We start from the raw sequence: 23,457 nt of genomic DNA, 5'->3' as shown, positions 1-23,457 counted from the left end.
TAGTAATAAAAATGAGGTGGGTGAATGGATACTTTATTAAATTCATTAATTACTGAGTTAAGAAGAGGGACATTGACATTAGCGGTTTTAAGCCAATTAAGAACGCCGCAGTATGGATATTCACTTGTCCAATTATTGGAGCAATCAGGGATTACAATTGATCAAAGTACTTTATATCCACTACTTCGTCGATTAGAAAAGCAGAAACTAGTTACGAGTAGTTGGGATAAAACGGAGAGTAGACCTCGTAAGTATTATGTTTTAAGTGAATATGGACTAGAGATATTTTTACAATTGAAACAGGAGTGGATAAAGGATTCGAAAGAACTTTATAACCTATTAAAGGAGGAGGACGAGAATGAGTTTGATTGATATGTACGTCCAAGAAGTGGCGAAGAGATTACCTGAAAAAAATCGTGAAGATATTACGCTTGAGCTACGGTCGACAATAGAGGATATGTTACCAGACGATTATAATGAGGATGATGTGAAGAGCGTTCTCGAAAAATTGGGAAGTCCAGTTTCATTGGCTAATGGGTATTTGGATAGACCGATGCATTTAATTGGACCACGTTATTTTGATGTATATACGACGTTATTAAAAATGATTATACCAATTGCAGCTGTTATCGCACTCATTGCAATGGTTGCAGAAAATTTTATAGGCTATACTGGTGATCAAGCAGTATTAGATGTTATTTTAAAATTGATAGGTAAAGGCATTGGGGAAATTGTTGAAGTAGGCCTCCATGTGTTTTTCTGGTTGACACTTGTTTTTGCTGTTTTAGAAAGAACTGATAAAGAAAAGGATCCACACCCATTAACAACAAGTTTAAAAAAATGGACGCCAGATGATTTGAAAAATATCTCGTATATCCCGAAGAAAAAGGCAATCTCAAAGTTTGAAGTTTTTGGAGGTTTAATGTGGACAGCAATATGGGCTACCCTTTACTTTTATGCAAACCATCTTGTAGGCGTATATAATGGTACGGAAAACGGACTGAAGTTTATCGCGCCAACGTTTAATCAAGATGTTTTACTTCAATATTGGCCAATTATTTTGGTTATGATCGTTTTTGAAGTAGCTATATCTCTTTATAAGTTAGTACAAGGACAATGGACGAAAAGATTGGCAATCGGAAATGGTATTCTTCAAGTAGTCGGAACGATAGTATTCATTGTAATTGTAGTAAATCCACATATATTTAATGAAGGATTTATTACGTATTTGGCAAATGTGTTTACTATTTCCCCAGAAGGATTTAAAACGTGGTTAGTTGGCGGTGGAATTATCATTTATACGTTGTCCGCTGCGATTAATATATTTGATGGTTTCCGAAAATCAAGTATTCGTATGTGGGAATAAAACAGAAATTTCGGTAAAATAAAATTGTTAAAAATATAGTGAAAGAAGATAAGCATTAGGGAAGGAAGAAAACAATGATCAGGGAAGCAACGAAAAGAGATGTAGCATATATTTTAGACATTTATAATGATGCGATACTTTATACAACAGCTGTATATGCGTATAAACCTGTAACCCTTGAAAATAGAATAGAATGGTTTGAACAAAAAAAAGCTGATGGCTATCCAATTTTCGTATATGAACTAGATAATAAAGTAGTGGGATTTGCGACATTCGGCCCATTTAGAGCGTGGCCTGCTTACAAATATTCAATTGAACATTCTGTGTATGTTGATAAGGAATATAGAAAAAATGGCATTGGATCCTCTTTGATGGAAAAATTAATCGCAACCGCAAAAGAAAGAGAATATATGACCTTAATTGCTGGAATCGATGCGGAAAACGAGAAAAGTATAGCCTTGCATCAAAATTATGGATTTGTTCATGCCGGAACAATACAAAAAGCTGGTTATAAGTTTAATAGATGGCTAGATTTAGCCTTTTATCAATTGGAGCTTAACGGGCCTGAAAATCCTATAGAAGATTAGAAGTTTTTCGTGAAAATGAATGTTTTAGGTAGCAAGGAGTAATTCATGCTACCTTTTTCTAATTGTCATTACAAAAATAACCTGTCAAAAAAGGTTTTTTATATTCCATATTGAATTATTAGAAGGTGATATAACGATGTGAAAAGAGGAATGGAAATGGAAACTGTCATTCAAAAAATGAAAGAGATACAAGTTGGTCATGTAGGAGTAGCTATTTATTCTACAAAAAACGAATGTATAATTACTTCATATAATAGTGAATTATATATTCCATTAGCATCGGCAGCAAAAGTAGTAATTGGATTTGTAGCAGCACAAATGGTGAAGGAAAATAAACGTAATTGGAATGATATACTTCATCACATTAAATTTCATCCACATGAAGATAGTGCACAGTTATATCCGCATCTACAAGGAAGAAGTACTTTAACACTTAGTAAAGCAGTAGAAGTGATGATAGCTTGTCACGACAGTTATATTGCTCACTCGGTTGTAAAGCACTGCGGTGGATGGGATGCTGTGAAAATAAATGTCCAAACGTATTTTTCAAAAATTTATATACAAGAGAATGCTAGAGATGAGAAAAATGTTGGAGAATTAAATCAAGTTCTTTCGCTTTTAGTACATATTTTTCAAGGCTATAAAGTAGAACCAGCAGTATGGGAACCAATTATCAATGGAATGGTAAGACAACAAGGGGACTATGAAAGTATACCGTATTTTCATTTAGCTCATATGACAGGTGGATTGCCCACAGCTACAATAAATATTGGTATAATGGGAATGTTTAACGAATTCCCGTTTCTTTATGTAATTGGGGGAAAAGATTTACCCGAGCGAGTTCATAATATAGAGGTTGATGAAACTATTGCAACAGCTTTGAAATACATTTACAAAGCATATAGTGAAAGCATGCTAGGAGTGAGCGATTGAAACGAAACTTAAAGACTTCAACAATTATTATTTTAATTGTAACGATTATTGCTCTTGAAGTTGGAATCGCACTATATGATCACAATTTGTCATTAGATACCATTTACTTTGCAGCGATTCTTATTTGTATTGTATTGCTATTTGGTACACGTGTTTCTGAAGAGAAAGAACGTACATCGAAACAGAGACGAAGAAAAACGGCTCTAATATTTTGGCCATCTATTTTAATGTTAATTACTAGCTTTGCAGCTATAAGTTATGTACGAACAGGCTATGTCTCTGTACCTGGGATAATTGGTTTTTCATGTTTTGTTACACATGGTGGATTTGTATTCATTAGTATTTTAAAAAGGCGAAATAAAAATTAGATGCAATTTACTAAGTTGAAAGGAAGAAATATATATGAAACACATAGAGAATGGTACTCGTAATGAAGGAGAATACATCAGAAATAAAGTCATTCAATATAATATGTCCATCTTAACAGATGAAGTAAAGCAGCCGATGGAACAAGTAAGCCTTGTAGTGAAAGATGAGGAAGGGAAAATCTTTGGCGGCGTAACAGGAACGATGTATTTTTATCATCTTCATATCGATTTTTTATGGGTTGATGAATCCGTTCGTCATGATGGTTATGGAAGTCAACTGATACATAAAATCGAAGACATTGCGAAGGAAAAAGGATGTAGACTCATATTACTAGATTCATTTAGTTTCCAAGCACCGGAATTTTATAAAAAGCACGGCTACCGAGAATATGGTGTCGTTGAAGATCATCCGAAAGGGTATAGTCAACACTTTTTAGAAAAGAGATTATAATAATATTATGTATACTAGTTGATGGGAGAAAGAATATGTACACGTATAAATTACAACATGAACGACCAATCTGTGCAGAGAAAATAAAGAAGCTTTACGACTCTGTCGGTTGGTGGCCAGAAAGAAAAGAAATCGATATTGAAAAAATGTTAAAGAATAGCATAGCAATTGGGGTATGGAAAGAAAATGAGTTAATTGGGTTTGCTAGAGTCGTTTCAGATGGTGTTTTTCGAGCGTACATAGAAGATGTTGTCGTACATGAAAGTGTAAGAAATAAAGGCATTGGAGAGAATATGCTTACAATGTTACTGGAAGAGATATCTCATATTGATATTGTTAGTCTATTTTGCGGAGAGAAACTCATAAATTTTTATGGGGAACAGCAATTTAAAGCGACGAAGCAAATTGTGATGCATCGTAATCAAATAGTGAAAGAATAAGAGGTGCCATTTAAAATGAATGCAACGAGAGCATATTGTTTATCAAAAAGAAAAGCGACAGAGGATTCTCCAGATGGCTGGAGTGCAACATGTATGAGACTCAATAATAAAATATTTGCGATAGTGAACCATGAAGAAGGTGAAAAAGCTGCAATTACATTAAAATGTGATCCAGAGCTCGCTTTACGAATAAGAGAAGATTATCCAGACACAATAATTCCAGGGTATCATATGAATAAGAAACATTGGAATACAGTGTATATACATAAGGGAGTAGAACAGGAGCAAATTAATAAAATGATCGATTGGTCGTATGAGTTAGTACTACAATCATTTTCAAAGAAAAAGCAGCAAGAGTTAATGGATTAATATGTATTAGGGGTGGATATAATGAAAGACGCAGTCAAAGATACGTATGATAAATTAGCGAGTACATATAAAGAAAATGTAGATTTGGCAAATCCATATAATAGTTATTATGAAAGACCTGCGATGATGGAGATTATTCCAAGGGAACTAGAAGGGAAGAGAATACTAGATGCTGGATGTGCCGCTGGATGGTATACTTCTCAATTCGTAGGAAGAGGTGCTAACGTTACAGCAATTGACATAAGTCCTGAAATGGTAAAAGTCGTAAAAGAAAGTATGGGAGAAAAAGCAACGTTCCTTTGTCACGATTTGCAAGAAACATTGCCATTTGAAAATAATACGTATGATATCATTGTAAGTTCGTTAACTCTTCATTACTTAGAAAATTGGACGCAAGTATTTCAAGAATTTCAGCGCGTATTGAAGCCGGGTGGAGAACTTATATATTCCGTTCATCATCCTTTTATGGATTTCACAAAGTTTACATGTGAAGATTATTTTGAAAAACAATTATTAGTAGATACTTGGGTTAAACCAAATATTACAATAGAAGTTAGTTTTTTTAGGAGGTCGCTCCAAGACATAATCAATGAAACAACAAACTATTTTGTATTAGAAAAAATAGTGGAACCGAAGCCGATTGAAAAAATGAGAGAAGTAGACAGAAAATCATATCATTATTTAAGTACAAATCCACATTTTCTTATTATGAAAGCAAGTAATAAATAGCTAGTAAAATGATTGTATTTTACTAGCTATTTGCAGTTTTACATGATGAATTAGGAGCTTTTGAAATGAATATAAAACGAAATCAATTACTATATGTAATGTTTACTATAGTTGTTATTATGTTAGGTCTTAGTTCTAGAAAGTTTGCTTTTGCGTTACCTCATTTATTAAATGATTACTTAGGTGATGCTTTATGGGCATTAATGATTTTCGTTGGATTCGGATTTTTGTTTCCTAAAATAGAAACGAAGAAATTAGCTTTTATGAGTTTAATATTTTGCTACGGGATTGAAATTAGCCAATTGTACCATGCACCTTGGATTGATAATATTCGTGCAACGACTTTAGGGGGACTCGTTTTAGGTTACGGATTTTTGTGGAGTGATGTAGTTGCTTATGCAATTGGTGTTGGAGTGGGAATGCTTTGTGAATTTATGTTACGGAAGAAATAAGTGAATTTTAAAAGGGGTATTTGTATATGGAGGATATATTAGAAATTGCAAAGTTTTGGTTTGAAGATGAAGATGTCACAACTATTGAAGTTCAACCAAACGTAACGAAGATTTACTGTAATAATAAAGCGTATATTTTAAAGGGAATGAGATCGATAAAACAGTTTCTAGTTGAACTAAATGTATTAGAACAGCTTGATGAAAAAGGAGTTAAAGTACAAAAACTAGTAAAAACGAGAAATGATGAAAGGTACGTATTTTATAAAGAGAAGTATTATTGTTTGTACGAATATATTGGTGGAAGTGTATTAGAAATAAAAGATACAGAAAAACTAAAAGAGCTAGGAAGTACAATTGGAGAGAAGATAGCTAATTTACATCAAGCACTACATTCAGTGAAAAGTGCTAACGAGTTAATAAAAAGAGAATTGTATAAAGTGGTATACGAATGGGCCTTACCAATTTTAGAAAAGAATGCATCTGTCCATCGGAATGTCATTCGAAAAATGGATCAAATACGTACAGTTTTCAAGGAAACGGTTCACCCACTACCGAAACAAATTATTCATCGTGATATGCACTTATCGAATGTAATTTTTCATGACAATGAATTTCAAGGATTTATAGATTTTGAACTTTTAGAAAGCAATGTAAGAGTATTCGATTTATGCTACTGCTGTACAAGTATATTAAGTGAGCTATTTAGTGATGAAACAGGAAGAGGGAAATGGTTACATATTGTCAGCAAAATCTTTGAAGGATATTATAAACAAAGCATTTTAACGAGAGAAGAACTACAATCCATTTGGTATGTCATGCTTTCTATTCAAGTTATCTTTATTACTTATTTTGTTCAGTTACCAAATTTATTAAAGTTGAATGAAGAGATGTTCTTCTGGATTTTTGCAAATAAGGAAGATATTGAAGAATCTATAGTAAGGACCGTATGAATATGAAAAAAATCATATTAATTGGTTCTGGTGGTTCAGGAAAATCTACATTAGCAAAGCAGTTAGGAAATAAACTAAATATTAAGGTGCATCATCTTGATGCATTGTTTTGGAAAGCGAACTGGGAAGGTGTTCCTCGAGAAGAACAAAGAAAAGTTCAAAAAAACTTAATTAAAGAAGAAAAGTGGATTATTGATGGGAATTATGGCGGGACGATGGATTTAAGACTGAATGCAGCGGATACAATTATCTTTCTTGATATTCATAGAACGATTTGTGTTTATCGTGCTTTTAAAAGAATTGTACAATATCGAAATAAAACAAGACCGGATATGGGTGCCGGATGTGAAGAAAGACTTGATTTACAATTCTTTAAATGGATATGGGAGTATCCGAATAAGAAAAAACCTGCCATTTTAAATAGACTAGATCAATTAAGTAAAGGAAAAGAAGTGATTATTTTAAAATCTCCAAATGAAGTGAAACGGTTTTTGAAGAAGTACGATAAGATAAGTAGTTAGATTTTAAAAAGAAGTAATATGGGGGGATACTATTGAATACATTCATTCGCTCGATTGATTCTAATATGATGGAAATTCCAGCAGGAGAGGTAGTATTAAGAGATGATCGAATAAAAAAAGAATGGCAAGTTCAAATAAAACCATTTCTTCTTGCAAAGTATGCTGTAACAATGGAAATATATAATGCCATTACAAATCCTACATTAAATAATGATAAAGATAGTAATAAACCAATTGTAAATATTTCATGGAATGATACAATTGCTTTTTGTAATTTACTTTCTAAACAAGCGGGATTAACAGCGTATTATTCTATTAGTGATGATGGAAAAAAGGTTAGTTGTAATATAGAATCTGACGGCTACCGATTGCCATCTGAGGCAGAGTGGCAATACGCATGTAAAGCAGGTACGACGGGATATACATATGGGGAACTTCAGAAAATAGCGTGGTATAATGAAAATTCAATTGGACAAATTCATGACGTCGGTAAAAAAGAGCCGAATGCATGGGGACTTTATGATATGTTAGGAAACGTTTGGGAATGGTGCTATGACTTGTATGATGAAAAAGTGTACGGATCGTACCGAATTTTTCGTGGTGGTAGTTGGGCTGAAGCAGCTAGAGGTTGCGGCGCGACTTGTCGCCGTCGTAGCCATCCTACATTTCATATAGACGATCTCGGTTTTAGGCTTGCTAGGTCAATTAAGCAGGAAAATGATACATAAAATACCGTAAAGAGTATGGAAAATATCCATACTCTTTACAACATAGAAATTTTAAAATGTAAGGAGTATTTTGAATGGCACGTATTTTATTCATTAACGCTGGATCAGAAGGACATATAAATCCAACATTACAAGTTGTAGAAGAACTGATTTCTCGCGGTGAAGAGGTCGTTTATTTTTCAATAGAGGCTTTCAGGGAGCGTATTGAGAAGACAGGTGCTACTGTACGAACAATAGATGATCAAAAATTTATACAAGCATTTCTTTCCGGTGGTCGAAATTATTTACAGGAAAGAATAAACGGCCTTCTACATACAGCAGATATTGTAATACCTAGTGTTTTAGAGCAAATTGAAGGAGAATATTTTGATTACATGATCCACGATTCTATGTTTGGCTGTGGTCATTTAATTGCCCAAATTCTTAATCTTCCGGCCATAAATTCCTGTACATCTTTTGCGCAGGATGAAAAATCATTTAAACAAATGTTAGACCATCTTTCTAAAAATATCCCAGTGGAAGTGCAGAATAGAATACATAATGATTTTCAAAACTTAACTAGAGAAATTGCAGGGAAATATGGTGTTGAAATAAATTCACCGTATGAAGTTTTCTGTAATCCAGCACCGCTTACTATTGTGTATACGATTAAGGAGTTCCAACCTTTTGGTAATACGTTTAATGAAACATTTAAATTTGTAGGTCCATCTATTTCTGCACAAGGGGAAAATGAAGATTTTGATTATACTTCAATTGAAGAACAAAGCCTGATTTACATTTCACTAGGTACTGTTTTTAATGAAGCAATTAATTTTTATAAACTTTGTATGAAGGCATTCGAAAATAGTAAACATACAATTGTTATGTCTATTGGTAGTAAAACGAAAATAAGTGATTTAGGTGATATTCCTAAAAACTTCATTGTGAAAAACTATGTACCGCAAGCTGAACTACTTACATATACAAAATTATTTATTACTCATGGCGGGATGAACAGTATGCATGAAGGGCTATATAACGGGGTTCCACTCGTTGTAATTCCGCAAAGTGCAGATCAGCCAGTAATCGCAAAGCGAGTGGAGAGTCTCGGAGCAGGAGTTAAATTGCAAATGCAAGGATTAACTGCGAATCAACTTAGTAAAAGTGTAGAAATAGTATTAAGTAATCCATCATATAAAGAAGCTGCTTTGAATTTGAAGGAGTCTCTCCGAAAATCAGGTGGGTATACGCAAGCAGTTGATGAAATTTTTAAATTTACTGGCCGGTATTAAAACTATATATGTGAAAGGGTGTCTATATTAAATGATGTAGACACTTTTATGTTATATGAAGCGAGGAATTAATTATATGGAAAGAATGAAAGTATTAAATGTGAATTTTGAAGATATGATAGCTACACCATTTTTTCAAGTGGAGGCAAAAAATAGAATTAGATTCGATATAGAATTATTTGAGGGGAATTTGAGAAAATTAAGAGGACTACTGACTGAACTTTTTAAAAGCCCCGATACAATTGACGTTTCATTTACTTCCGGTTATATAACATATGGTAAAAGTAAGAGAGTAAATGAGAAAACAAAAATTGGAAGGTTCATGAAGATTAAAAATTGGACAGAAACGCAAGTAGACGTTGATAATCTTGAAAGTACAATCATATTTACTACGATTAAAGGTGTCAATGAAGATGAAGTATATAAATATTGCAAGTATGTCGTTAATGGTGGTCAGCAAGCGTATATTTCTTTTTATAACGATACTTATTTGCTGTATATAAGTACAGACGTAATTGACATTATTTCACCAGATACAAGTTTATTAGAAAAATTAAAAATCCAATACTATGAAGAGTATGACAAGTTTTATGAGACTATTTTGAAACATTAAGGATTATTCGCAATACATAAGTAATTTCACGTATCCAATAGAGATATATATTGAATATGGAAATGGAAGGGTGTTTCAAAAAATTTAATCTCACATTACTATGCATATCAAGTTGATTAAGAAATATTTCGAGAAGACTTGGTGCAATCCGTCCGCTTATACAAAATGCTTTTATCTGGCCTTTTTTTTACAAGATTTATAATTTCTATTGTGCACTTTTACTTTATAATTTTAAGATGTAGTTTTATATGTTAGTAATAATTTCACTGTTTCTGCACAACTTCTGCACGTGTTTAGGTAATTTCTATGTCATGATATATTCAGTAAGTGAAATATATCACATGGAATGAAATATTTCTTTACTACGGTGTATGCATAACTTACGCATACATCACTACAATATTGTCTCGTGTTATTCTTTTACATCAAAGCCCACATTACACTACGAAGTATAACAAGAAGGGGACATGAACATGAATAATCGAATTTTAAAACATCTACAGAACATGAAAATGAACAAAAAAAGTCTAGGAGCTGTTGCATTAACAGCAGGAATTATCGGCACGACACTTATTCCTCAAAATGCTTACGCGCATGGTTTTGTTGAAAAGCCTGGTAGCCGTTCCGCTTTATGTAGTCCAACTTATGGTGCACTAAATGTAAACTGCGGAAGTGTTATGTATGAACCACAAAGCTTAGAAGCACCAAAAGGATTCCCGCAAGCTGGTCCAGTTGATGGACAAATCGCTTCTGCAGGCGGAAAATTTGGTGGTATTTTGGATCAACAAACAGCAGATCGTTGGTTTAAAAATACAATCACTGGCGGAGAAAATACGTTTACTTGGAAGTTTACAGCGCCACATTTAACAAGCAAATGGCACTACTACATTACTAAAATAGGCTGGAATCCAAATAAAGCACTAACAAGAGCAGACTTTGAGCCAATTGGAACTGTACAACATGATGGTTCCGCAGCTTCAAATAATGTAGCACACAAAATCAATGTACCTACGGATCGTAGTGGCTACCATGTGATTTTAGCTGTATGGGATGTAGCTGATACAGCAAATGCGTTCTATAATGTAATTGATGTAAATCTCATCAATAATGTGAAACCAGACACAGAAGCGCCAAGTATTCCAAATGGAATTCAGACACAAAAAGTAACAGCGAATAGTATAGAACTAACATGGAACACTTCTACGGATAATGTAGGAGTAAAAGGGTATCAAATCTTCCGTAACGGAGAGATGATTGACACCGTACCAGGCACTCATTTTATTGATAAGAAATTACAACCAAGTACAGAATACTCTTATACTGTAAAAGCAATTGACGCAGCTGGCAATGTATCGAAAGAAAGTACAGCGCTTACAGTAAAAACAACAGTTGAGGCTCCTGATACAGAAGTACCAACACAACCAAAAGGATTACATAGTATGGGAACGACAGCGTCAAGTGTGGACCTAATGTGGAGTCCATCTGACGATAATGTTGGTGTAGACCATTACGATATTTATAGAGAAATAGAAGGAACAATGAAAAAAATCGCAACATCTAATACGACTTCTTATATGGATAATAATTTACTCGCTAATAAGACTTATAAATATGTAGTAAAAGCTGTTGATGTAGCTGGAAATGAATCCGTACAAAGTGATATATTCACAATTACTACAAAAACTGAAAGCGTTTCATATGGAGAGTGGGATGCAAAGAAAGCGTATAAAAAGGGTGATAGAGTCCTATACGAAGGAAAAGTGTATGAAGCAGTACAAAATCATCAAGGAAATGGGGATCCAAACTGGATTTATGCTTTATCCTTATGGAGAGCAGTGTAAGTTTTATCTCAAAATGAAATAAAAGATCATGGGCTTTGATGCAAAAAAGGAAGCTTGAGAATTCACTATTCTGTTTATAAAAAAGACGACGTATTCAGCGTCGTCTTTTTTATAAATTTTACTTTCCTCCATTAAATGATGATAAATTCCGTAATTAAACAAAAGCAATAAAACAGTTATTTTTTTGATCGTCCGAATGTGATTGTTTTTTATAATATTTTTTAGCATCTTTATAAAAATAATTTGCCATACTTATGTTGCTCTCCTTTCTTTGAGATATCAATATATATTATTAAACAAAAGGAAAGAGTGCTTGTATAAAAGGTTAACATCCGCTATCGTAAATAATTGAAAACGCTATTTGATATGTATACTATTTGAGAATGTTTTAGTTTTTAAGTAAAAATAAAGCACACATTAAAGTGTGCTCCTATGAGAGCTTTAAATTTGTATGACTAGATAGTCACCATACAATAAAATATGCTTATTTAATATAAATGTGTGTCGAATCTATAAAAATATATTTCGGCTCACATTGAGTTTTTATTACCGAATTTGTGCAACCGTTAACGCTGCCGAACGAATGTCTACAGTACCAATTACTTCAACGGGTACAATTTGAATTAAATCACCAGGGTTTAAGTTAATGAGAATGACACCACTGGATACATCAACTTCACCAGTGCCAAAAATATTAGAACGGACTGCGGTTCCAGATCCTGCAATAATATTAGTTGATGAGTTTAGTGTCAAGAAAAATCGTGCTGCTTCCGGTGCTACGGGAACATTATCAAGGCTAATTGTTAGTGTATAACTAATTTGATATATACCAGCTATTTGAATTCTAATACCAGTTCCAATACTAATTGTATCATTTATTACGGGAACGGTAATATTAGGATTTGGCCCTGTACTAGGTAATAGTAGTGGGGTGAATAATGTTGCAAATTGAGGTGAAGTAGCATTGAAAGCAAAACCAAGGGCAGGTAGTGTACTAGGAGCTTGTGCACCACAATTAAAGTGCGTGAATTTACGACTAGATGAGAGCATATTTTCACTCCTTTCTTTCATTTAGATAACGTAAGTAATAATCTCACGTTTTGGACAAGCATAATACAATATATGAAAATTTATAGTACAAAGTGCAGAAGTGTTACTATTACGGATAATTTTTAATTTTATATAGAAAAAAAGCAGCTAGCCGAATTAGCAAACTACTTGGTAGGTTTTTAAAGAGAAAACAGGAGAATATTGACGAGATATAGATCTTTATTCAGAGGGTTCAAATACCATTAAAGAAAAAAATATAGCATACCGCATTCCAAATCATGCAATCTAAATAATTGTAAAGGCTATATATTATAAAATCTGTATAAATAGTCCTCTTGAAAAATTTTGAAATTGGCTAGCAATACAGGGGTAGGTGTAATAGTACCAATTTTAAATTTTATATAGAAGTCACTATTAGGTACATGAATGTATGACTCTCAATACATGGGGATTAAATTTTTTGTACAAGAATTTCATCTTGCGGGGCGTTGTTTTTAATAACTCGAAAGCGGTAGGAACATTATACTGCCAGCAAATTGAAAGTTTATAGATATGATATTAGAATATCTACCAAAAATAATTCAAAACGAATAAGATACAAAAAAGGTTACTATAAGAATACTTCATGTAAATTCATATAGTAACCTTTCTATTATGATAATACTTTCGTCATAAGTATATGTGGGATGCCATCTTCCATAAATACATTGGAAGAAGTTTGATAGTCTAATTTTTTATAAAATCCTTCAGCTTGTGTTTGCCCGTGTAGTTTCACTTTTGTAGCTTTTTTGCTACGGGCAATTTCTTCTAACGTTTGAATAATTACTTTACCTAATCCGTATGTACGATAATCTTTTAAAATACAAATGCGTTCTAGTTTTCCGGCACCATCAACAAATCGTATACGACCTGTACCTACAGGAAGCTCATTATAATAAACTAAAATATGTTTACATTCTTCACCGATTTTATCAAATGTATCGAATTCATCTTCAAGAGGGACACCTTGTTCTTTTACAAATACTTCTTTTCGAATGTGAAAGGCAGTTTCTAAATCTGTAAGTTTTGTTATGAGTCTGGATTGCAAATTGTTCAGTCCTTTCTAGTGTAATCAGTTTTTGTTTTCATAGTATATCATAATAAATAGCTATAAAGAGAAGAAGAAAATAATAAAAAGCCGACTTTAAAAAGTCAGCTTTCATTATAGTTCCTTTATCCCGTTTTTAGTACCGATAATCGCTTTCCTTGTCATATTTATAAACAATCCTGAATCAACTACACCAGTAATCATTTTTAATTGTTCGTGTAAATTAGCAGGATTAGATATATGATTAGGAAATATACAATCGATAATCATGTTATGATTATCAGTAATAAAGGTTTCATTATTTTTTATACGTAACGTTGTTTGACACCCTAAAGATTGAATTTTACTTTCGGTTTGTTTCCATGAAAAAGGGATAATTTCAACAGGCAATGGGAAATTACCTAAACGAGCCACAAGTTTTGATTCATCAGCAATAATAATGAGTTCTTTAGAGGAGGAGGCAACAATTTTCTCACGAAGTAATGCGCCACCGCCGCCTTTTATAAGCTGTAAATCGGAATCAATTTCATCCGCTCCATCAATTGTAAGATCAAGACTTTGTACGTCATTTAAAGAAATTAGCGGGATGTTTAGTTGCTTTGCTAAAGTTTCAGTTTCCTTTGATGTTGGAACAGCTTGAAAGTATAGTCCTTCTTGTACAAGTTGACCTAATTTTTGTATCGTCCAATATATGGTAGATCCTGTGCCTAGTCCAATGTTCATTCCATCTTTTACAAAGTTAGCAGCATATTCGCCAACAAGTTGTTTTAAATTCATCATTTTACTCCGCTGGGCGTGGACCGGCAGCTAATCCTGAATTTTCAACTGTAAGTACCGGACGAACGACTATATCTTTATGTACACGCATTTGACAAGATAATCGTAAATGATCTTCAATCCCTTTTTCTGTCATCGCATTTTTTTCATTCGCACTCGCTTCACAGAAATCACCCGCTATAATTTCTACTCTACAAGTTGTGCAACGTGCATTTCCACCACAACGATGAAGAATGTTTACACCGTTATCTTCAATTGCTAATACTAACTTTGTTCCTTCTTTCACATCAAAAGTGCCAGCACCTTCAATTGTTAATTTTGGCAAATTTGTTCCTCCTCACGTAAAATTGTACATAACATATTTATGACCGCGAATTATTGAACATAAACATTATTTTTTTATAAGTCCCGTAACTTTTTCGTTTCATCAATCGTTTATTAAGTAAGCGCTGAAAAGGAGTGGTTATTTTGTGCACAAAAGTAACGCAATTGTTTAAGAAACATATCGATATGAATCATTCAAATATAAATTTTTTGATTGAAAATTATGCAGAGTTAAAAAGGTATTGTACGTTTTTAACGAAAAACAGATGGGATGGGGAAGATCTCGCCCAAGAAACAGTTTGTAAAGTTCTTCAAAAATATAGTAATAAAGATATTTGCATGACACTTGTATATAAAATAGCTAGAAATCGTTGGTTAGACCAGATAAAGTCAAAATCAGTTCATGAAAAAATAAGGGAACAAGTTACTTTCGAAGAACCACATGAAAAAATTGCAGATTTGCATGAAATGGTAGGGAAAGTATTATCTTCATTAAATGTACAACAATCCACAATTTTATTATTAAAGGATGTTTTTCAATATAGTATCGCTGATATCGCTAAAGTATGTTCTGTATCGGAAGGAGCAGTGAAAGCTTCTTTATTTCGGAGTAGAAATAGGCTGAAAACTGTAAGTGAAGAAGGGCTTGAAATCGTTGAATTCACAGAAGATATTGATATTATTGTAACGTCTATTCGTGAAGAAAGGCCGGAATTGTTAACTAAGCTTCTTCCAACAATAGATTTTACGAAGTTACCAACTAAACAACCTGTCTTATTACTCAGTGCGAAAAACTCTTCTTCCTACAGTTGTATGCTTTGTGCGGCATAACAATTATTGGAGGGATTTAAAATGAATGCAATTCCATATGTAGTAGAGCAAACGAAATTAGGAGAACGTTCCTATGATATATATTCAAGGTTATTAAAAGACCGAATTATTATTATCGGTTCAGAAATTAACGATCAAGTAGCGAGTAGTGTTGTAGCTCAATTATTATTTCTAGAAGCGGAAGATGCAGAGAAAGATATATATTTATACATTAATAGCCCAGGCGGATCAACGACAGCAGGTTTTGCAATATTAGATACAATGAACTTAATTAAACCAGACGTGCAAACACTTTGTATGGGATTTGCAGCATCATTTGGTGCGTTGTTACTCTTATCAGGTGCAAAAGGAAAACGATTTGCATTGCCTAACAGTGAAATTATGATTCATCAACCGCTTGGTGGTGCGCAAGGGCAGGCAACTGAAATCGAAATAACAGCAAAAAGAATTTTAAAGCTAAAGCATGATATTAATAAAATGATTGCAGAAAAAACAGGGCAACCGATTGAAAGGGTAGCACATGATACAGAAAGAGATTATTTTATGACTGCAGAAGAAGCGAAGGAATATGGGATTGTAGATGATGTTGTTACGAAAAAATAAGATAAAACAGGCTAGAGAATATGCGAATTCTCTAGCCTGTTTTATTAATCTTTTATCCATTCATCAACTAACGATTGATTCTTTTCAATCCATTTTCGTGCTGCTTCTTCTGGATCTTTCGTTTTATTTAACATGACCATTAACGTACCAAGTTGCTCATCGTTCATTTTCCATTTATCAAAGTATTTCACAATATCCGGATGATCTTTTTCGAAACCTTTACGAACGGAGTAATAAATGTCATCTTTTTCACCATATACTTTCTTAGGGTCTTTTAAATATTTTAAATCAAATTCTGAAAAACCCCAATGAGGATTCCAAAGCGTAACAGCGATTGGTTTCTTTTTCGTATATGCCTTTTTTAATTCACTCATCATCGCAGCTTCTGAAGATTGGACAAGTTTTAGTTTAATATCATATTCCTTCATCGCCTTATTTGTTAAATTCATTAGGCTGCTGCCAGGTTCGATTCCGACAATTTTGTTATCTAGTTCATCTTTATGTGCATTTAAATCCTCGATACTGTTTATGTTTTTCAAATAAGAAGGAACGACAAGACCAAGCCCTGTACCTTCATACCATTTTGATTTTAAGACAATGTCATTTTTATATCGATCATTTAATGGTTTATCCGTAACAGGCAGCCATACTTCTAAATTTGCATCAACATCACCACGAGCGACACCAGTCCAAATTGCCGCTTTTTCTAAATACATGAGTTCAACTTTGTAGCCTTTTTGTTCTAATAACACTTTCCACATGTTTGCAGTTGCAATATTTTCTTTCCAACTTGTTACACCAAGTTTAATTTTTCCTTTCGAATTTGCATTTGTTGCATTACATGAGGTGAAAATCATAGTAATAAATAATGCAAGGCATATAAGCCATATTTTCTTTCTCATTGAAAACCTCCTAAGAAACGTTTGCCTTTTTAAATAAATGTATAAGTAAGCATTCTTATTATGAACGGAAACGAGAATTTTAAAGAAATCTTATGAATGTCATTTTTATGTAATATTTCTTTGTAAAATCGCAACACTATGTAAATAGATGGGTAGAAAAGGAGTAGTGACATGGATAATACAAAGGTGCGTGTTGAAAACGTAACAAAAGTATTTGGGAAACACCCGCAAAGAGCCCTTTCCTTATTAAAAGAAGGAAAAAGCAAATCCGAAATTTTAAAAGAGACCGGAATGAATGTTGGTGTGAAAAAGGCAACGTTTGAAGTATTCTCTGGAGAAATATTCGTTATTATGGGGTTGTCGGGTAGCGGGAAATCAACGTTAGTACGCATGCTAAATCAATTAATTAAGCCAACCGCAGGTCATATTTACATAGATGGTGAAGACATCGCAACTATGGGGAAAGAGGAATTACGAAGAGTAAGAAGAACGAAAATGAGTATGGTGTTTCAGAAGTTTGCTCTATTTCCGCATCGTACTGTTTTACAAAATGTTGCATACGGATTAGAAATACAAGGAGTTCCAGTAGAGGAACGAGAGAAAAAAGCGTTAGAGTCACTTAAGTTAGTGGGACTCGATCATCATAAAGACAATTATCCAAGTCAACTTAGTGGTGGGATGCAACAGCGAGTTGGTATTGCGAGAGCGCTTACGAATGATCCGGATGTTTTACTTATGGATGAATCATTTAGTGCATTAGATCCGCTTATTCGAAAAGAAATGCAAGATGAATTGTTAGAGCTACAAGATAAAATGGAGAAAACAATAATATTTATTACTCATGATTTAGATGAAGCACTTCGAATTGGAGATCGTATTGCATTAATGAAAGATGGAGAAATTGTTCAAATTGGAACGCCGGAAGAAATTATGATGAGCCCTGCTAATGAATTTGTAGAGAAATTCGTTGCGGATGTGAATTTAGGAAAAGTAATTACGGCGGAGTCTATATTAAAACGACCGGAGACTTTATTAATTGACCGTGGACCTCGTGTGGCACTACAAATTATGAGGAATGCGGGCGTTTCTACAGTATATGTTGTAAACAAAAAGTATGAGTTTTTAGGTATATTAACCGCAGATGATGCAAGTAAAGCAGTACAAAAACAGTGGCCGATTGCTGATTTATTACTTAATGATATTCCGCACGTTTATTTAGATACTTTACTTGAAGAGACGTATGCAAAAATGGCAGAGATGAAATATCCGTTACCCGTTATTGATGAGAAGAAAAGGTTAAGAGGAATTATTAAACGTGAAAGTGTCATTCAAGCTCTTGCAGGTAACATTGAGGAAGAGGTGAAAGACGATGAATAGTATACCGCGTATTCCATTAGGGGAATGGGTCGACTTGTTTGTTGCAAGTTTATATGAGAACTTTGAAGGTTTGTTCCGAGGATTCTCGTATATTATCGGAGGATTCGTTGATTTACTCACTAATTTTTTAACAATAATACCAGCCATATTGATGATTATTATCCTATGTTTCTTCATTTGGTACACAACGAGAAAATTATCTTTAGTTATTTTTACACTCATCGGATTGTTATTTATTTTAAATATTAACTATTGGGCACAAACGATGCAAACATTAGCACTCGTACTTACGTCTGTTATTATTTCGATTATTGTCGGAATTCCAATCGGTATTTTAGCATCTCAAAATGAGCGTTTCTCAAAATTTTTAAAACCAACATTAGATTTTATGCAAACAATGCCCGCATTCGTATATCTCATACCAGCGATTACATTTTTCGGAGTAGGTGTAGTACCTGGCATAATTGCATCAGTAATCTTTGCGATGCCACCAACAATCAGATTTACAGACTTAGGAATTAGACAAGTTCCGGAAGATTTAATTGAAGCAGCGAATGCATTTGGATCCACAGCATCACAAAAACTATTTAAAGTACAATTACCACTCGCAACTGGGACGATCATGGCCGGAGTGAATCAAAGTATTATGCTTTCGTTATCGATGGTTGTAACAGCGTCACTTGTAGGAGCACCAGGACTAGGAGTAGATGTGTACCGTTCTGTAACACAAGTTAATATCGGAATGGGATTTGAAGCGGGACTAGCCATTGTTGTCATCGCGATTATATTAGACCGCATTACACAAGGATTTCATCAAAAAAGAAAATAACAAAAAAACACACTTTATTATACAAAGTGTGTTTTTTTGTTCGAAAAGATTACATACGAACAATAACAGAACCGCCAGCTGGTGCGCAAACTTGATTTTTTTCTTGTTCCATTGATTTTATTAATTGATTATTTTCTTCGATTAATGAGATTAATTTAGCTAACTGACTTTCAAGGCTAGCGATGCGCTGCATCATATATTGAGAATCGTGATGCAGTGTATTTCTTACGGGATGGGGGGAGTAAGCATATTGTTGATTTATATTTGGATTCCAATGAGGATACATTTGAATCGTTCCTCCTTCAATGAATAACTGATCTTTCTTATAGTAAATGCCTATGTAGAGGTAATGGTGACTTGAAAATTCTTTCATATAAAGAGGATTAAATAGGGGGAATGGAAAAGTAATAAAGTACATTTTTTGGAAATTTTCAAGTGGGATAGAAAATATATTAGGAAATAGCAACATTCATGTAAATATTATATTGGGAGAAATGATGAGAGGAGATGCTATTTTGGCTAATAATAAAAAAAGAAATAATGCAATGACAATTGGTGTCGCTATAGGCGTTGTAATCGGCGTAGTACCTGGCTTATTTACTGATAATGTAGTAATTGGAATTGCGATTGGGATTGTAATTGGAATGGGGATTGCGGTTTTGAAGAAGGAATGAGGTGCAAATTATTAAAATGAAATAATGTAAAAATTCCTAATTAAAAAGATTGAATTTTCGGAATAAAAAACCTATTTTTCCTTTTTTTATGATATTATATATAAAAAGGATGGTGATGGATATGTCAATAAACAATCCAGCAGAACAAAACTGCTTCATTTGTGAAAAACATAAAGGAAACATTATAGTTCCAGGTGGCGCTATTTATGAAGACGATCTTATATACGTTGGACATGTCCATTGGGATACAGAAGAGACATATCTCGGTTACGTAATGATTGATATAAAAAGGCATGTACCTGGTCTTGCTGAATTAAATGAAGATGAGGCGAAAGCATTTGGACTTATAACAAGTAGAATAAGTAAAGCGCTAACAGAAAACGAAGGTGCAGAACATATTTACACGTTTGTTTCGGGTAATGGTGTACCGCATTTGCATATGCATATTATTCCCCGTTATCCGGATACACCAAGAGAATTTTGGTCGCCTACTGAAGTAGCAAATTGGACTGGTGCACCATATGGAGGTTCTGAAGAAATTAAAAAACTATGTGAAAGAATACGAAAGTATATGGTAAATGAGTATGCATACAACAAATAATAACCAATATTCATGGGTTGGAAATACGGAAATGTGTTTAGGGGAAATCTCAGTTAAGCAATATGATGACATTGTACTTGGTAAATACGGTGGGAATATAAGTACCGGAGCAAAAAAGAATGAAGACGGTGCGTTAGTTTGGTCAAATGATGATTGGGAATTTGCAGCTATTTTAGACGGGCATAATAGCGCAGAAAGTGTTGATTTAGTTATACATACAATCGAAAAAGAATATGAAAATATAAAAATAATGATGAATGAACGAATTGAAACAGTTTTTCAATCAGTTGCAAATCATATACTTACAATTTTTCAATCCTCCTCATTTAAAGAAAAGTGCAAAAGAGTTAAAGGTGAAACAGCTTTTTTACTATGTGTAAGAAAAGAAAACTATATATGGTGGCTATCTATTGGAGACTGTCTCGTTTATGTATTTCATGATGAATTACATAAATTAGGGCAATACGCACTAAATAAACGTCATTTTTACGAATGGATTGGCAATGTAAATACATTTGAATTACCTGTACCTTGCTATTCATCAGGAATTCGTGAATTACGTACTGGCAACAATCGAATTGTAATGGTGACAGATGGGGTATTAGAATGTGGGGAACGTCGTTATGAAACGCCATTAAATCTGTATAACGATATGAATGAAAATAAGATAGAGCTTAAAGAAAATGTTCACAATGTTTTAGAACACGTGCATCATCAATTGGGGCGAGATAGTGCAACAATTATTAGTTGGGATGTTGAAAATAAAAAGAATGCTACGTATCCGAGTGATCAGCCGGAGAAAAGGTAAAGGAGGAGGCCTTTCTGTTTCTGTTGAAACTAATTGTCTTATTGTTATGGATTATAATTTTAATTTTTTTAGAAAAAATCGTGAGAAAGAAGTTAAATATACCGAGACAAACAGGATGGAATAGTAAATATGTCAGTCAATCACATAAATGGGGACACTGGATTATCATTATTTCTTATGTATTACTTATGATGATATGTTCAATTTTGAATCCAATATACATGACTTATATACCCATTTTCTTTTTTATGACGTTGTACATTTTTCAAGGATATATGCAGTGGAAATATGCTAGGCAAACAAAAGAATATATTATTTCGTTTGGAATTGTTCCGTTATTAATAATTACAGGTATTATTTTGAACGTATTCTATAATGCGTATTGGTGATGAATGGTCATACAAATAAAGGGTGAGAAAATGATAAGACCACGTTTACGGGCAGAAGTAATGATTGTAAATGACGAACATTCAAAAGTACTAGTACAATGTGATGAGAACGAATCATTTTATCGTTTTCCAGGTGGCTCTATTGAATTTAGTGAAACGTCAAAAGTAGCAATAATTCGAGAGTTAATAGAAGAATACGATTTGAAAGTTGATGTTCAAGAGTTAGCAATTGTAAATGAACACATTTTTGAGTGGGACAACGAAAAAGGTCATCATTGTACATTGATACATTGGGGGAGTGCTCAAGAGGTAGTTACGAATGAAATAAGGCATAAAGAACATGAGGATATTATATTAATTTGGAAAAGTCTAGAGGAATTAAAGAAGAAACCAACATATCCTAAAGGAATCGTAAGTTATTTAGAAGACAATAACGGTAATATAGTTCACTTTACTTCAAATAATTTAACGGAGTAATAGGAGGGGGAAAATGGGGACTTCTACTTTTTGGATTATAACTATTGTTTTTTGTATAGCTGTCTATTTCTTTGATAAGTTTTTAAGAAAAAAATTGAATATGCCCAAGATTGGTTTTTTGGGGCATAAGAAACATGTAAATAGTTTACATAAAAAATTGGAAATAGGACTACTTTTTATTTATTTAATAACTAGCTTTATATTTATCTTTAAATTCGAAAGTGTAAATATTGCTTATGTCATTTTTACTTATTTAGGGGGGACGTTAATCTTAAGAGCATTGATGGAATGGAAGTATGATAGAGAATCGAAAGAATATATATTTTCGATAATTGGGATATTCACGTTTATTATTATGACTTCAATACTATTTTACTTCTTTCCATCTGCTGCATAACTAGATAATAATTAATGCAAGAACTATAAGAGGATGGATATGGATTCATGAAAAATGTGCAGAGCAATCACTTATAATAATAGATATTGATGGTACGAATAATGAAATAGTTAACAAGAAACCATTTATTCATAAGTAAATGGTTTCTTATTATGTGTATGAAGTTTGACTATCGAAATTTAATTATTTGTTTTAGCCAATATGGATGTAATGAAATTTGTTTTCTCCTCTGCATATTTATGTTTATCATTAGGATTGGCTTGTGAAAGTTGAATCTTTACCTGTTCATACTGCACACGTGAAGTTGTATTGCTTTTTAAATAATCTCTGAAACTTAATTGTTCCATTAAATATAAATTCCTTTGTTCATACATATGAATTTGATGAGTTCTCGGCTCTCCTTTATTGAAATAATACCTTTCAGGCAATACATCTTTTCTATATTTATAATTTAATTGTTCTATCTTTTCAATACATTCTATACCATTTACAAATTCATTTAATTCGATTGCAATATCAATAATAGGTTTTGCGCTTAAATGTGGAATGGATGTACTTCCAATATGGTGTATTGCCATTATGTATTCGCCAATTTGTTCCTCGATTAATTGCTTCTCTTTTAAAAATTCAAATTCCCATTCTTCGGTCCAAGGAACTCAAAAAACTTTACCATAGGGTAAACCTAGCATTTGATTAACGCCTCCTTCGTAAA

The 23,457-nt window shown here is 33.2% G+C and carries 32 protein-coding genes and 2 pseudogenes; 26 read left to right on the top strand and 8 right to left on the bottom strand.

Annotated elements, in window-relative coordinates; genetic code table 11:
• Nucleotides 1-24 precede the first annotated feature (24 nt).
• From JDS81_RS15690 to JDS81_RS15615, 16 genes are all read left to right on the top strand, one after another.
• Entirely contained in the window at nt 25-372 is a 348-nt protein-coding gene (locus JDS81_RS15690; protein WP_097952477.1) for a PadR family transcriptional regulator, read from the top strand.
• Entirely contained in the window at nt 359-1,366 is a 1,008-nt protein-coding gene (locus tag JDS81_RS15685) for an HAAS signaling domain-containing protein (RefSeq protein ID WP_097952479.1), read from the top strand. The genes JDS81_RS15690 and JDS81_RS15685 overlap by 14 nt, the downstream gene beginning before the upstream one ends.
• 74 nt (nt 1,367-1,440) lie before the next feature.
• A complete protein-coding gene (locus tag JDS81_RS15680) occupies nt 1,441-1,953 on the top strand; it encodes a GNAT family N-acetyltransferase (RefSeq protein WP_097952481.1) in 513 nt (170 codons plus the stop codon).
• Nucleotides 1,954-2,109: 156 nt separating this feature from the next.
• Nucleotides 2,110-2,886, top strand: a complete 777-nt coding sequence (locus JDS81_RS15675; protein WP_097952483.1) for a serine hydrolase — start codon at nt 2,110-2,112, stop codon at nt 2,884-2,886.
• On the top strand, nt 2,883-3,254 hold the full coding sequence (locus tag JDS81_RS15670) for a hypothetical protein (RefSeq protein WP_097952485.1): 372 nt from the start codon (nt 2,883-2,885) through the stop codon (nt 3,252-3,254). Before JDS81_RS15675 ends, JDS81_RS15670 begins: the two co-directional genes overlap by 4 nt.
• 34 nt (nt 3,255-3,288) lie before the next feature.
• Entirely contained in the window at nt 3,289-3,705 is a 417-nt protein-coding gene (locus JDS81_RS15665) for a GNAT family N-acetyltransferase (protein ID WP_000680421.1), read from the top strand.
• Nucleotides 3,706-3,740: 35 nt separating this feature from the next.
• Nucleotides 3,741-4,145 (top strand): GNAT family N-acetyltransferase, encoded by a 405-nt coding sequence (locus tag JDS81_RS15660; RefSeq protein WP_097952488.1) that lies wholly within the window; start codon nt 3,741-3,743, stop codon nt 4,143-4,145.
• A gap of 15 nt (nt 4,146-4,160) precedes the next feature.
• Nucleotides 4,161-4,514, top strand: a complete 354-nt coding sequence (locus tag JDS81_RS15655) for an MmcQ/YjbR family DNA-binding protein (protein WP_000994617.1) — start codon at nt 4,161-4,163, stop codon at nt 4,512-4,514.
• Between the two features lie 21 nt (nt 4,515-4,535).
• On the top strand, nt 4,536-5,243 hold the full coding sequence (locus tag JDS81_RS15650; RefSeq protein ID WP_097952490.1) for a class I SAM-dependent methyltransferase: 708 nt from the start codon (nt 4,536-4,538) through the stop codon (nt 5,241-5,243).
• 65 nt (nt 5,244-5,308) lie between these two features.
• Nucleotides 5,309-5,695 carry a ribosomal maturation YjgA family protein gene (locus JDS81_RS15645; RefSeq protein ID WP_097952492.1) on the top strand — a complete coding sequence of 129 codons (387 nt, stop codon included), beginning with the start codon at nt 5,309-5,311 and terminating at the stop codon, nt 5,693-5,695.
• Between the two features lie 26 nt (nt 5,696-5,721).
• Nucleotides 5,722-6,645 (top strand): phosphotransferase enzyme family protein, encoded by a 924-nt coding sequence (locus JDS81_RS15640; protein WP_097952494.1) that lies wholly within the window; start codon nt 5,722-5,724, stop codon nt 6,643-6,645.
• A gap of 2 nt (nt 6,646-6,647) precedes the next feature.
• The gene (locus tag JDS81_RS15635; protein WP_097952845.1) at nt 6,648-7,166 is read left to right on the top strand and encodes a DNA topology modulation protein; all 519 of its coding nucleotides are present in this window, start codon (nt 6,648-6,650) and stop codon (nt 7,164-7,166) included.
• Between the two features lie 32 nt (nt 7,167-7,198).
• Nucleotides 7,199-7,894, top strand: a complete 696-nt coding sequence (locus tag JDS81_RS15630; RefSeq protein WP_106080550.1) for a formylglycine-generating enzyme family protein — start codon at nt 7,199-7,201, stop codon at nt 7,892-7,894.
• Nucleotides 7,895-7,968: 74 nt separating this feature from the next.
• Complete coding sequence (locus JDS81_RS15625) at nt 7,969-9,165, top strand: macrolide family glycosyltransferase (RefSeq protein WP_097952496.1); 1,197 nt, start codon at nt 7,969-7,971, stop codon at nt 9,163-9,165.
• Nucleotides 9,166-9,241: 76 nt separating this feature from the next.
• On the top strand, nt 9,242-9,778 hold the full coding sequence (locus tag JDS81_RS15620; RefSeq protein WP_097952498.1) for a phosphatase: 537 nt from the start codon (nt 9,242-9,244) through the stop codon (nt 9,776-9,778).
• A gap of 473 nt (nt 9,779-10,251) precedes the next feature.
• Nucleotides 10,252-11,619: a lytic polysaccharide monooxygenase gene (locus JDS81_RS15615; protein WP_097952500.1), complete on the top strand. Its 1,368-nt coding sequence runs from the start codon at nt 10,252-10,254 to the stop codon at nt 11,617-11,619.
• A gap of 166 nt (nt 11,620-11,785) precedes the next feature.
• On the opposite strand, the pseudogene JDS81_RS15610 reads toward JDS81_RS15615, so the two are convergent.
• The 5 genes and pseudogenes from JDS81_RS15610 to JDS81_RS15590 form a co-directional block, all read right to left on the bottom strand.
• Nucleotides 11,786-11,869 (bottom strand): annotated as a pseudogene (locus tag JDS81_RS15610) (exosporium protein D); the annotation flags it as partial.
• Nucleotides 11,870-12,165: 296 nt separating this feature from the next.
• Nucleotides 12,166-12,669 (bottom strand): exosporium protein ExsF, encoded by a 504-nt coding sequence (exsF, locus tag JDS81_RS15605; RefSeq protein WP_000953228.1) that lies wholly within the window; start codon nt 12,667-12,669, stop codon nt 12,166-12,168.
• Between the two features lie 652 nt (nt 12,670-13,321).
• The gene (locus JDS81_RS15600) at nt 13,322-13,756 is read right to left on the bottom strand and encodes a GNAT family N-acetyltransferase (protein WP_097952502.1); all 435 of its coding nucleotides are present in this window, start codon (nt 13,754-13,756) and stop codon (nt 13,322-13,324) included.
• A gap of 114 nt (nt 13,757-13,870) precedes the next feature.
• A complete protein-coding gene (gene rpiA / locus JDS81_RS15595) occupies nt 13,871-14,533 on the bottom strand; it encodes a ribose-5-phosphate isomerase RpiA (protein WP_097952504.1) in 663 nt (220 codons plus the stop codon).
• Between the two features lie 4 nt (nt 14,534-14,537).
• Nucleotides 14,538-14,858 (bottom strand): 2Fe-2S iron-sulfur cluster-binding protein, encoded by a 321-nt coding sequence (locus tag JDS81_RS15590; RefSeq protein WP_001125383.1) that lies wholly within the window; start codon nt 14,856-14,858, stop codon nt 14,538-14,540.
• A 143-nt stretch (nt 14,859-15,001) separates the two neighbouring features.
• On the opposite strand from JDS81_RS15590, the gene JDS81_RS15585 reads away from it, so the two are divergent.
• Together JDS81_RS15585 and clpP are read left to right on the top strand one after the other, a co-directional pair.
• Nucleotides 15,002-15,688 (top strand): RNA polymerase subunit sigma-70, encoded by a 687-nt coding sequence (locus JDS81_RS15585; protein ID WP_097952505.1) that lies wholly within the window; start codon nt 15,002-15,004, stop codon nt 15,686-15,688.
• A 21-nt stretch (nt 15,689-15,709) separates the two neighbouring features.
• Complete coding sequence (gene clpP / locus JDS81_RS15580; protein ID WP_000991620.1) at nt 15,710-16,291, top strand: ATP-dependent Clp endopeptidase proteolytic subunit ClpP; 582 nt, start codon at nt 15,710-15,712, stop codon at nt 16,289-16,291.
• Between the two features lie 44 nt (nt 16,292-16,335).
• On the opposite strand, the gene JDS81_RS15575 is transcribed toward clpP, so the two are convergent.
• Entirely contained in the window at nt 16,336-17,193 is an 858-nt protein-coding gene (locus JDS81_RS15575; RefSeq protein ID WP_001227651.1) for a glycine betaine ABC transporter substrate-binding protein, read from the bottom strand.
• A gap of 171 nt (nt 17,194-17,364) precedes the next feature.
• Here JDS81_RS15575 and JDS81_RS15570 point away from each other — a divergent pair, with 171 nt between their 5' ends.
• Both JDS81_RS15570 and JDS81_RS15565 read left to right on the top strand, forming a co-directional pair.
• Nucleotides 17,365-18,570 (top strand): quaternary amine ABC transporter ATP-binding protein, encoded by a 1,206-nt coding sequence (locus JDS81_RS15570; protein ID WP_000370604.1) that lies wholly within the window; start codon nt 17,365-17,367, stop codon nt 18,568-18,570.
• Nucleotides 18,563-19,399: an ABC transporter permease gene (locus JDS81_RS15565; RefSeq protein ID WP_097952507.1), complete on the top strand. Its 837-nt coding sequence runs from the start codon at nt 18,563-18,565 to the stop codon at nt 19,397-19,399. Before JDS81_RS15570 ends, JDS81_RS15565 begins: the two co-directional genes overlap by 8 nt.
• Nucleotides 19,400-19,448: 49 nt before the next feature.
• Here JDS81_RS15565 and JDS81_RS15560 read toward each other — a convergent pair whose 3' ends face one another.
• Nucleotides 19,449-19,685, bottom strand: a complete 237-nt coding sequence (locus JDS81_RS15560) for a hypothetical protein (protein ID WP_000283217.1) — start codon at nt 19,683-19,685, stop codon at nt 19,449-19,451.
• A 211-nt stretch (nt 19,686-19,896) separates the two neighbouring features.
• Between JDS81_RS15560 and JDS81_RS15555 the strand changes: the two genes are divergently transcribed.
• The 6 genes from JDS81_RS15555 to JDS81_RS15530 all read left to right on the top strand — a co-directional run bounded on the left by JDS81_RS15555 (nt 19,897) and on the right by JDS81_RS15530 (nt 22,745).
• The gene (locus JDS81_RS15555; protein WP_001213777.1) at nt 19,897-20,073 is read left to right on the top strand and encodes a glycine zipper domain-containing protein; all 177 of its coding nucleotides are present in this window, start codon (nt 19,897-19,899) and stop codon (nt 20,071-20,073) included.
• A 115-nt stretch (nt 20,074-20,188) separates the two neighbouring features.
• The gene (locus JDS81_RS15550) at nt 20,189-20,674 is read left to right on the top strand and encodes an HIT family protein (protein WP_098144842.1); all 486 of its coding nucleotides are present in this window, start codon (nt 20,189-20,191) and stop codon (nt 20,672-20,674) included.
• A complete protein-coding gene (locus tag JDS81_RS15545) occupies nt 20,652-21,482 on the top strand; it encodes a PP2C family serine/threonine-protein phosphatase (protein WP_097952509.1) in 831 nt (276 codons plus the stop codon). Before JDS81_RS15550 ends, JDS81_RS15545 begins: the two co-directional genes overlap by 23 nt.
• A gap of 23 nt (nt 21,483-21,505) precedes the next feature.
• A complete protein-coding gene (locus JDS81_RS15540; RefSeq protein ID WP_097952511.1) occupies nt 21,506-21,871 on the top strand; it encodes a DUF4181 domain-containing protein in 366 nt (121 codons plus the stop codon).
• A 30-nt stretch (nt 21,872-21,901) separates the two neighbouring features.
• Entirely contained in the window at nt 21,902-22,348 is a 447-nt protein-coding gene (locus JDS81_RS15535; protein WP_097952514.1) for an NUDIX domain-containing protein, read from the top strand.
• 13 nt (nt 22,349-22,361) lie between these two features.
• Nucleotides 22,362-22,745 carry a DUF4181 domain-containing protein gene (locus tag JDS81_RS15530; RefSeq protein ID WP_097952516.1) on the top strand — a complete coding sequence of 128 codons (384 nt, stop codon included), beginning with the start codon at nt 22,362-22,364 and terminating at the stop codon, nt 22,743-22,745.
• 179 nt (nt 22,746-22,924) lie between these two features.
• On the opposite strand, the pseudogene JDS81_RS15525 reads toward JDS81_RS15530, so the two are convergent.
• Nucleotides 22,925-23,434, bottom strand: a pseudogene (locus JDS81_RS15525) (GrpB family protein).
• Nucleotides 23,435-23,457: the final 23 nt, after the last annotated feature.

The organism is Bacillus cereus group sp. N31, from assembly GCF_016483245.1.
In the GTDB taxonomy this organism is placed as follows: Bacteria; Bacillota; Bacilli; order Bacillales; family Bacillaceae_G; genus Bacillus_A; species Bacillus_A toyonensis.
Note: the sequence above shows the minus strand (reverse complement) of the source record. Positions and strands in the feature narration are given on the sequence as shown.

Bases quoted from the DNA above. Each gene is read 5' to 3' on its own strand.
- JDS81_RS15690 (WP_097952477.1), top strand. From the start codon at position 25: ATGGATACTTTATTAAATTCATTAATTACTGAGTTAAGAAGAGGGACA.
- JDS81_RS15685 (WP_097952479.1), top strand. From the start codon at position 359: ATGAGTTTGATTGATATGTACGTCCAAGAAGTGGCGAAGAGATTACCT.
- JDS81_RS15680 (WP_097952481.1), top strand. From the start codon at position 1,441: ATGATCAGGGAAGCAACGAAAAGAGATGTAGCATATATTTTAGACATT.
- JDS81_RS15675 (WP_097952483.1), top strand. From the start codon at position 2,110: ATGGAAACTGTCATTCAAAAAATGAAAGAGATACAAGTTGGTCATGTA.
- JDS81_RS15665 (WP_000680421.1), top strand. From the start codon at position 3,289: ATGAAACACATAGAGAATGGTACTCGTAATGAAGGAGAATACATCAGA.
- JDS81_RS15660 (WP_097952488.1), top strand. From the start codon at position 3,741: ATGTACACGTATAAATTACAACATGAACGACCAATCTGTGCAGAGAAA.
- JDS81_RS15655 (WP_000994617.1), top strand. From the start codon at position 4,161: ATGAATGCAACGAGAGCATATTGTTTATCAAAAAGAAAAGCGACAGAG.
- JDS81_RS15650 (WP_097952490.1), top strand. From the start codon at position 4,536: ATGAAAGACGCAGTCAAAGATACGTATGATAAATTAGCGAGTACATAT.
- JDS81_RS15645 (WP_097952492.1), top strand. From the start codon at position 5,309: ATGAATATAAAACGAAATCAATTACTATATGTAATGTTTACTATAGTT.
- JDS81_RS15640 (WP_097952494.1), top strand. From the start codon at position 5,722: ATGGAGGATATATTAGAAATTGCAAAGTTTTGGTTTGAAGATGAAGAT.
- JDS81_RS15635 (WP_097952845.1), top strand. From the start codon at position 6,648: ATGAAAAAAATCATATTAATTGGTTCTGGTGGTTCAGGAAAATCTACA.
- JDS81_RS15625 (WP_097952496.1), top strand. From the start codon at position 7,969: ATGGCACGTATTTTATTCATTAACGCTGGATCAGAAGGACATATAAAT.
- JDS81_RS15620 (WP_097952498.1), top strand. From the start codon at position 9,242: ATGGAAAGAATGAAAGTATTAAATGTGAATTTTGAAGATATGATAGCT.
- JDS81_RS15615 (WP_097952500.1), top strand. From the start codon at position 10,252: ATGAATAATCGAATTTTAAAACATCTACAGAACATGAAAATGAACAAA.
- exsF (WP_000953228.1), bottom strand. From the start codon at position 12,669: ATGCTCTCATCTAGTCGTAAATTCACGCACTTTAATTGTGGTGCACAA.
- rpiA (WP_097952504.1), bottom strand. From the start codon at position 14,533: ATGAATTTAAAACAACTTGTTGGCGAATATGCTGCTAACTTTGTAAAA.
- clpP (WP_000991620.1), top strand. From the start codon at position 15,710: ATGAATGCAATTCCATATGTAGTAGAGCAAACGAAATTAGGAGAACGT.
- JDS81_RS15575 (WP_001227651.1), bottom strand. From the start codon at position 17,193: ATGAGAAAGAAAATATGGCTTATATGCCTTGCATTATTTATTACTATG.
- JDS81_RS15570 (WP_000370604.1), top strand. From the start codon at position 17,365: ATGGATAATACAAAGGTGCGTGTTGAAAACGTAACAAAAGTATTTGGG.
- JDS81_RS15565 (WP_097952507.1), top strand. From the start codon at position 18,563: ATGAATAGTATACCGCGTATTCCATTAGGGGAATGGGTCGACTTGTTT.
- JDS81_RS15560 (WP_000283217.1), bottom strand. From the start codon at position 19,685: ATGTATCCTCATTGGAATCCAAATATAAATCAACAATATGCTTACTCC.
- JDS81_RS15555 (WP_001213777.1), top strand. From the start codon at position 19,897: ATGAGAGGAGATGCTATTTTGGCTAATAATAAAAAAAGAAATAATGCA.
- JDS81_RS15550 (WP_098144842.1), top strand. From the start codon at position 20,189: ATGGATATGTCAATAAACAATCCAGCAGAACAAAACTGCTTCATTTGT.
- JDS81_RS15545 (WP_097952509.1), top strand. From the start codon at position 20,652: ATGAGTATGCATACAACAAATAATAACCAATATTCATGGGTTGGAAAT.
- JDS81_RS15535 (WP_097952514.1), top strand. From the start codon at position 21,902: ATGATAAGACCACGTTTACGGGCAGAAGTAATGATTGTAAATGACGAA.
- JDS81_RS15530 (WP_097952516.1), top strand. From the start codon at position 22,362: ATGGGGACTTCTACTTTTTGGATTATAACTATTGTTTTTTGTATAGCT.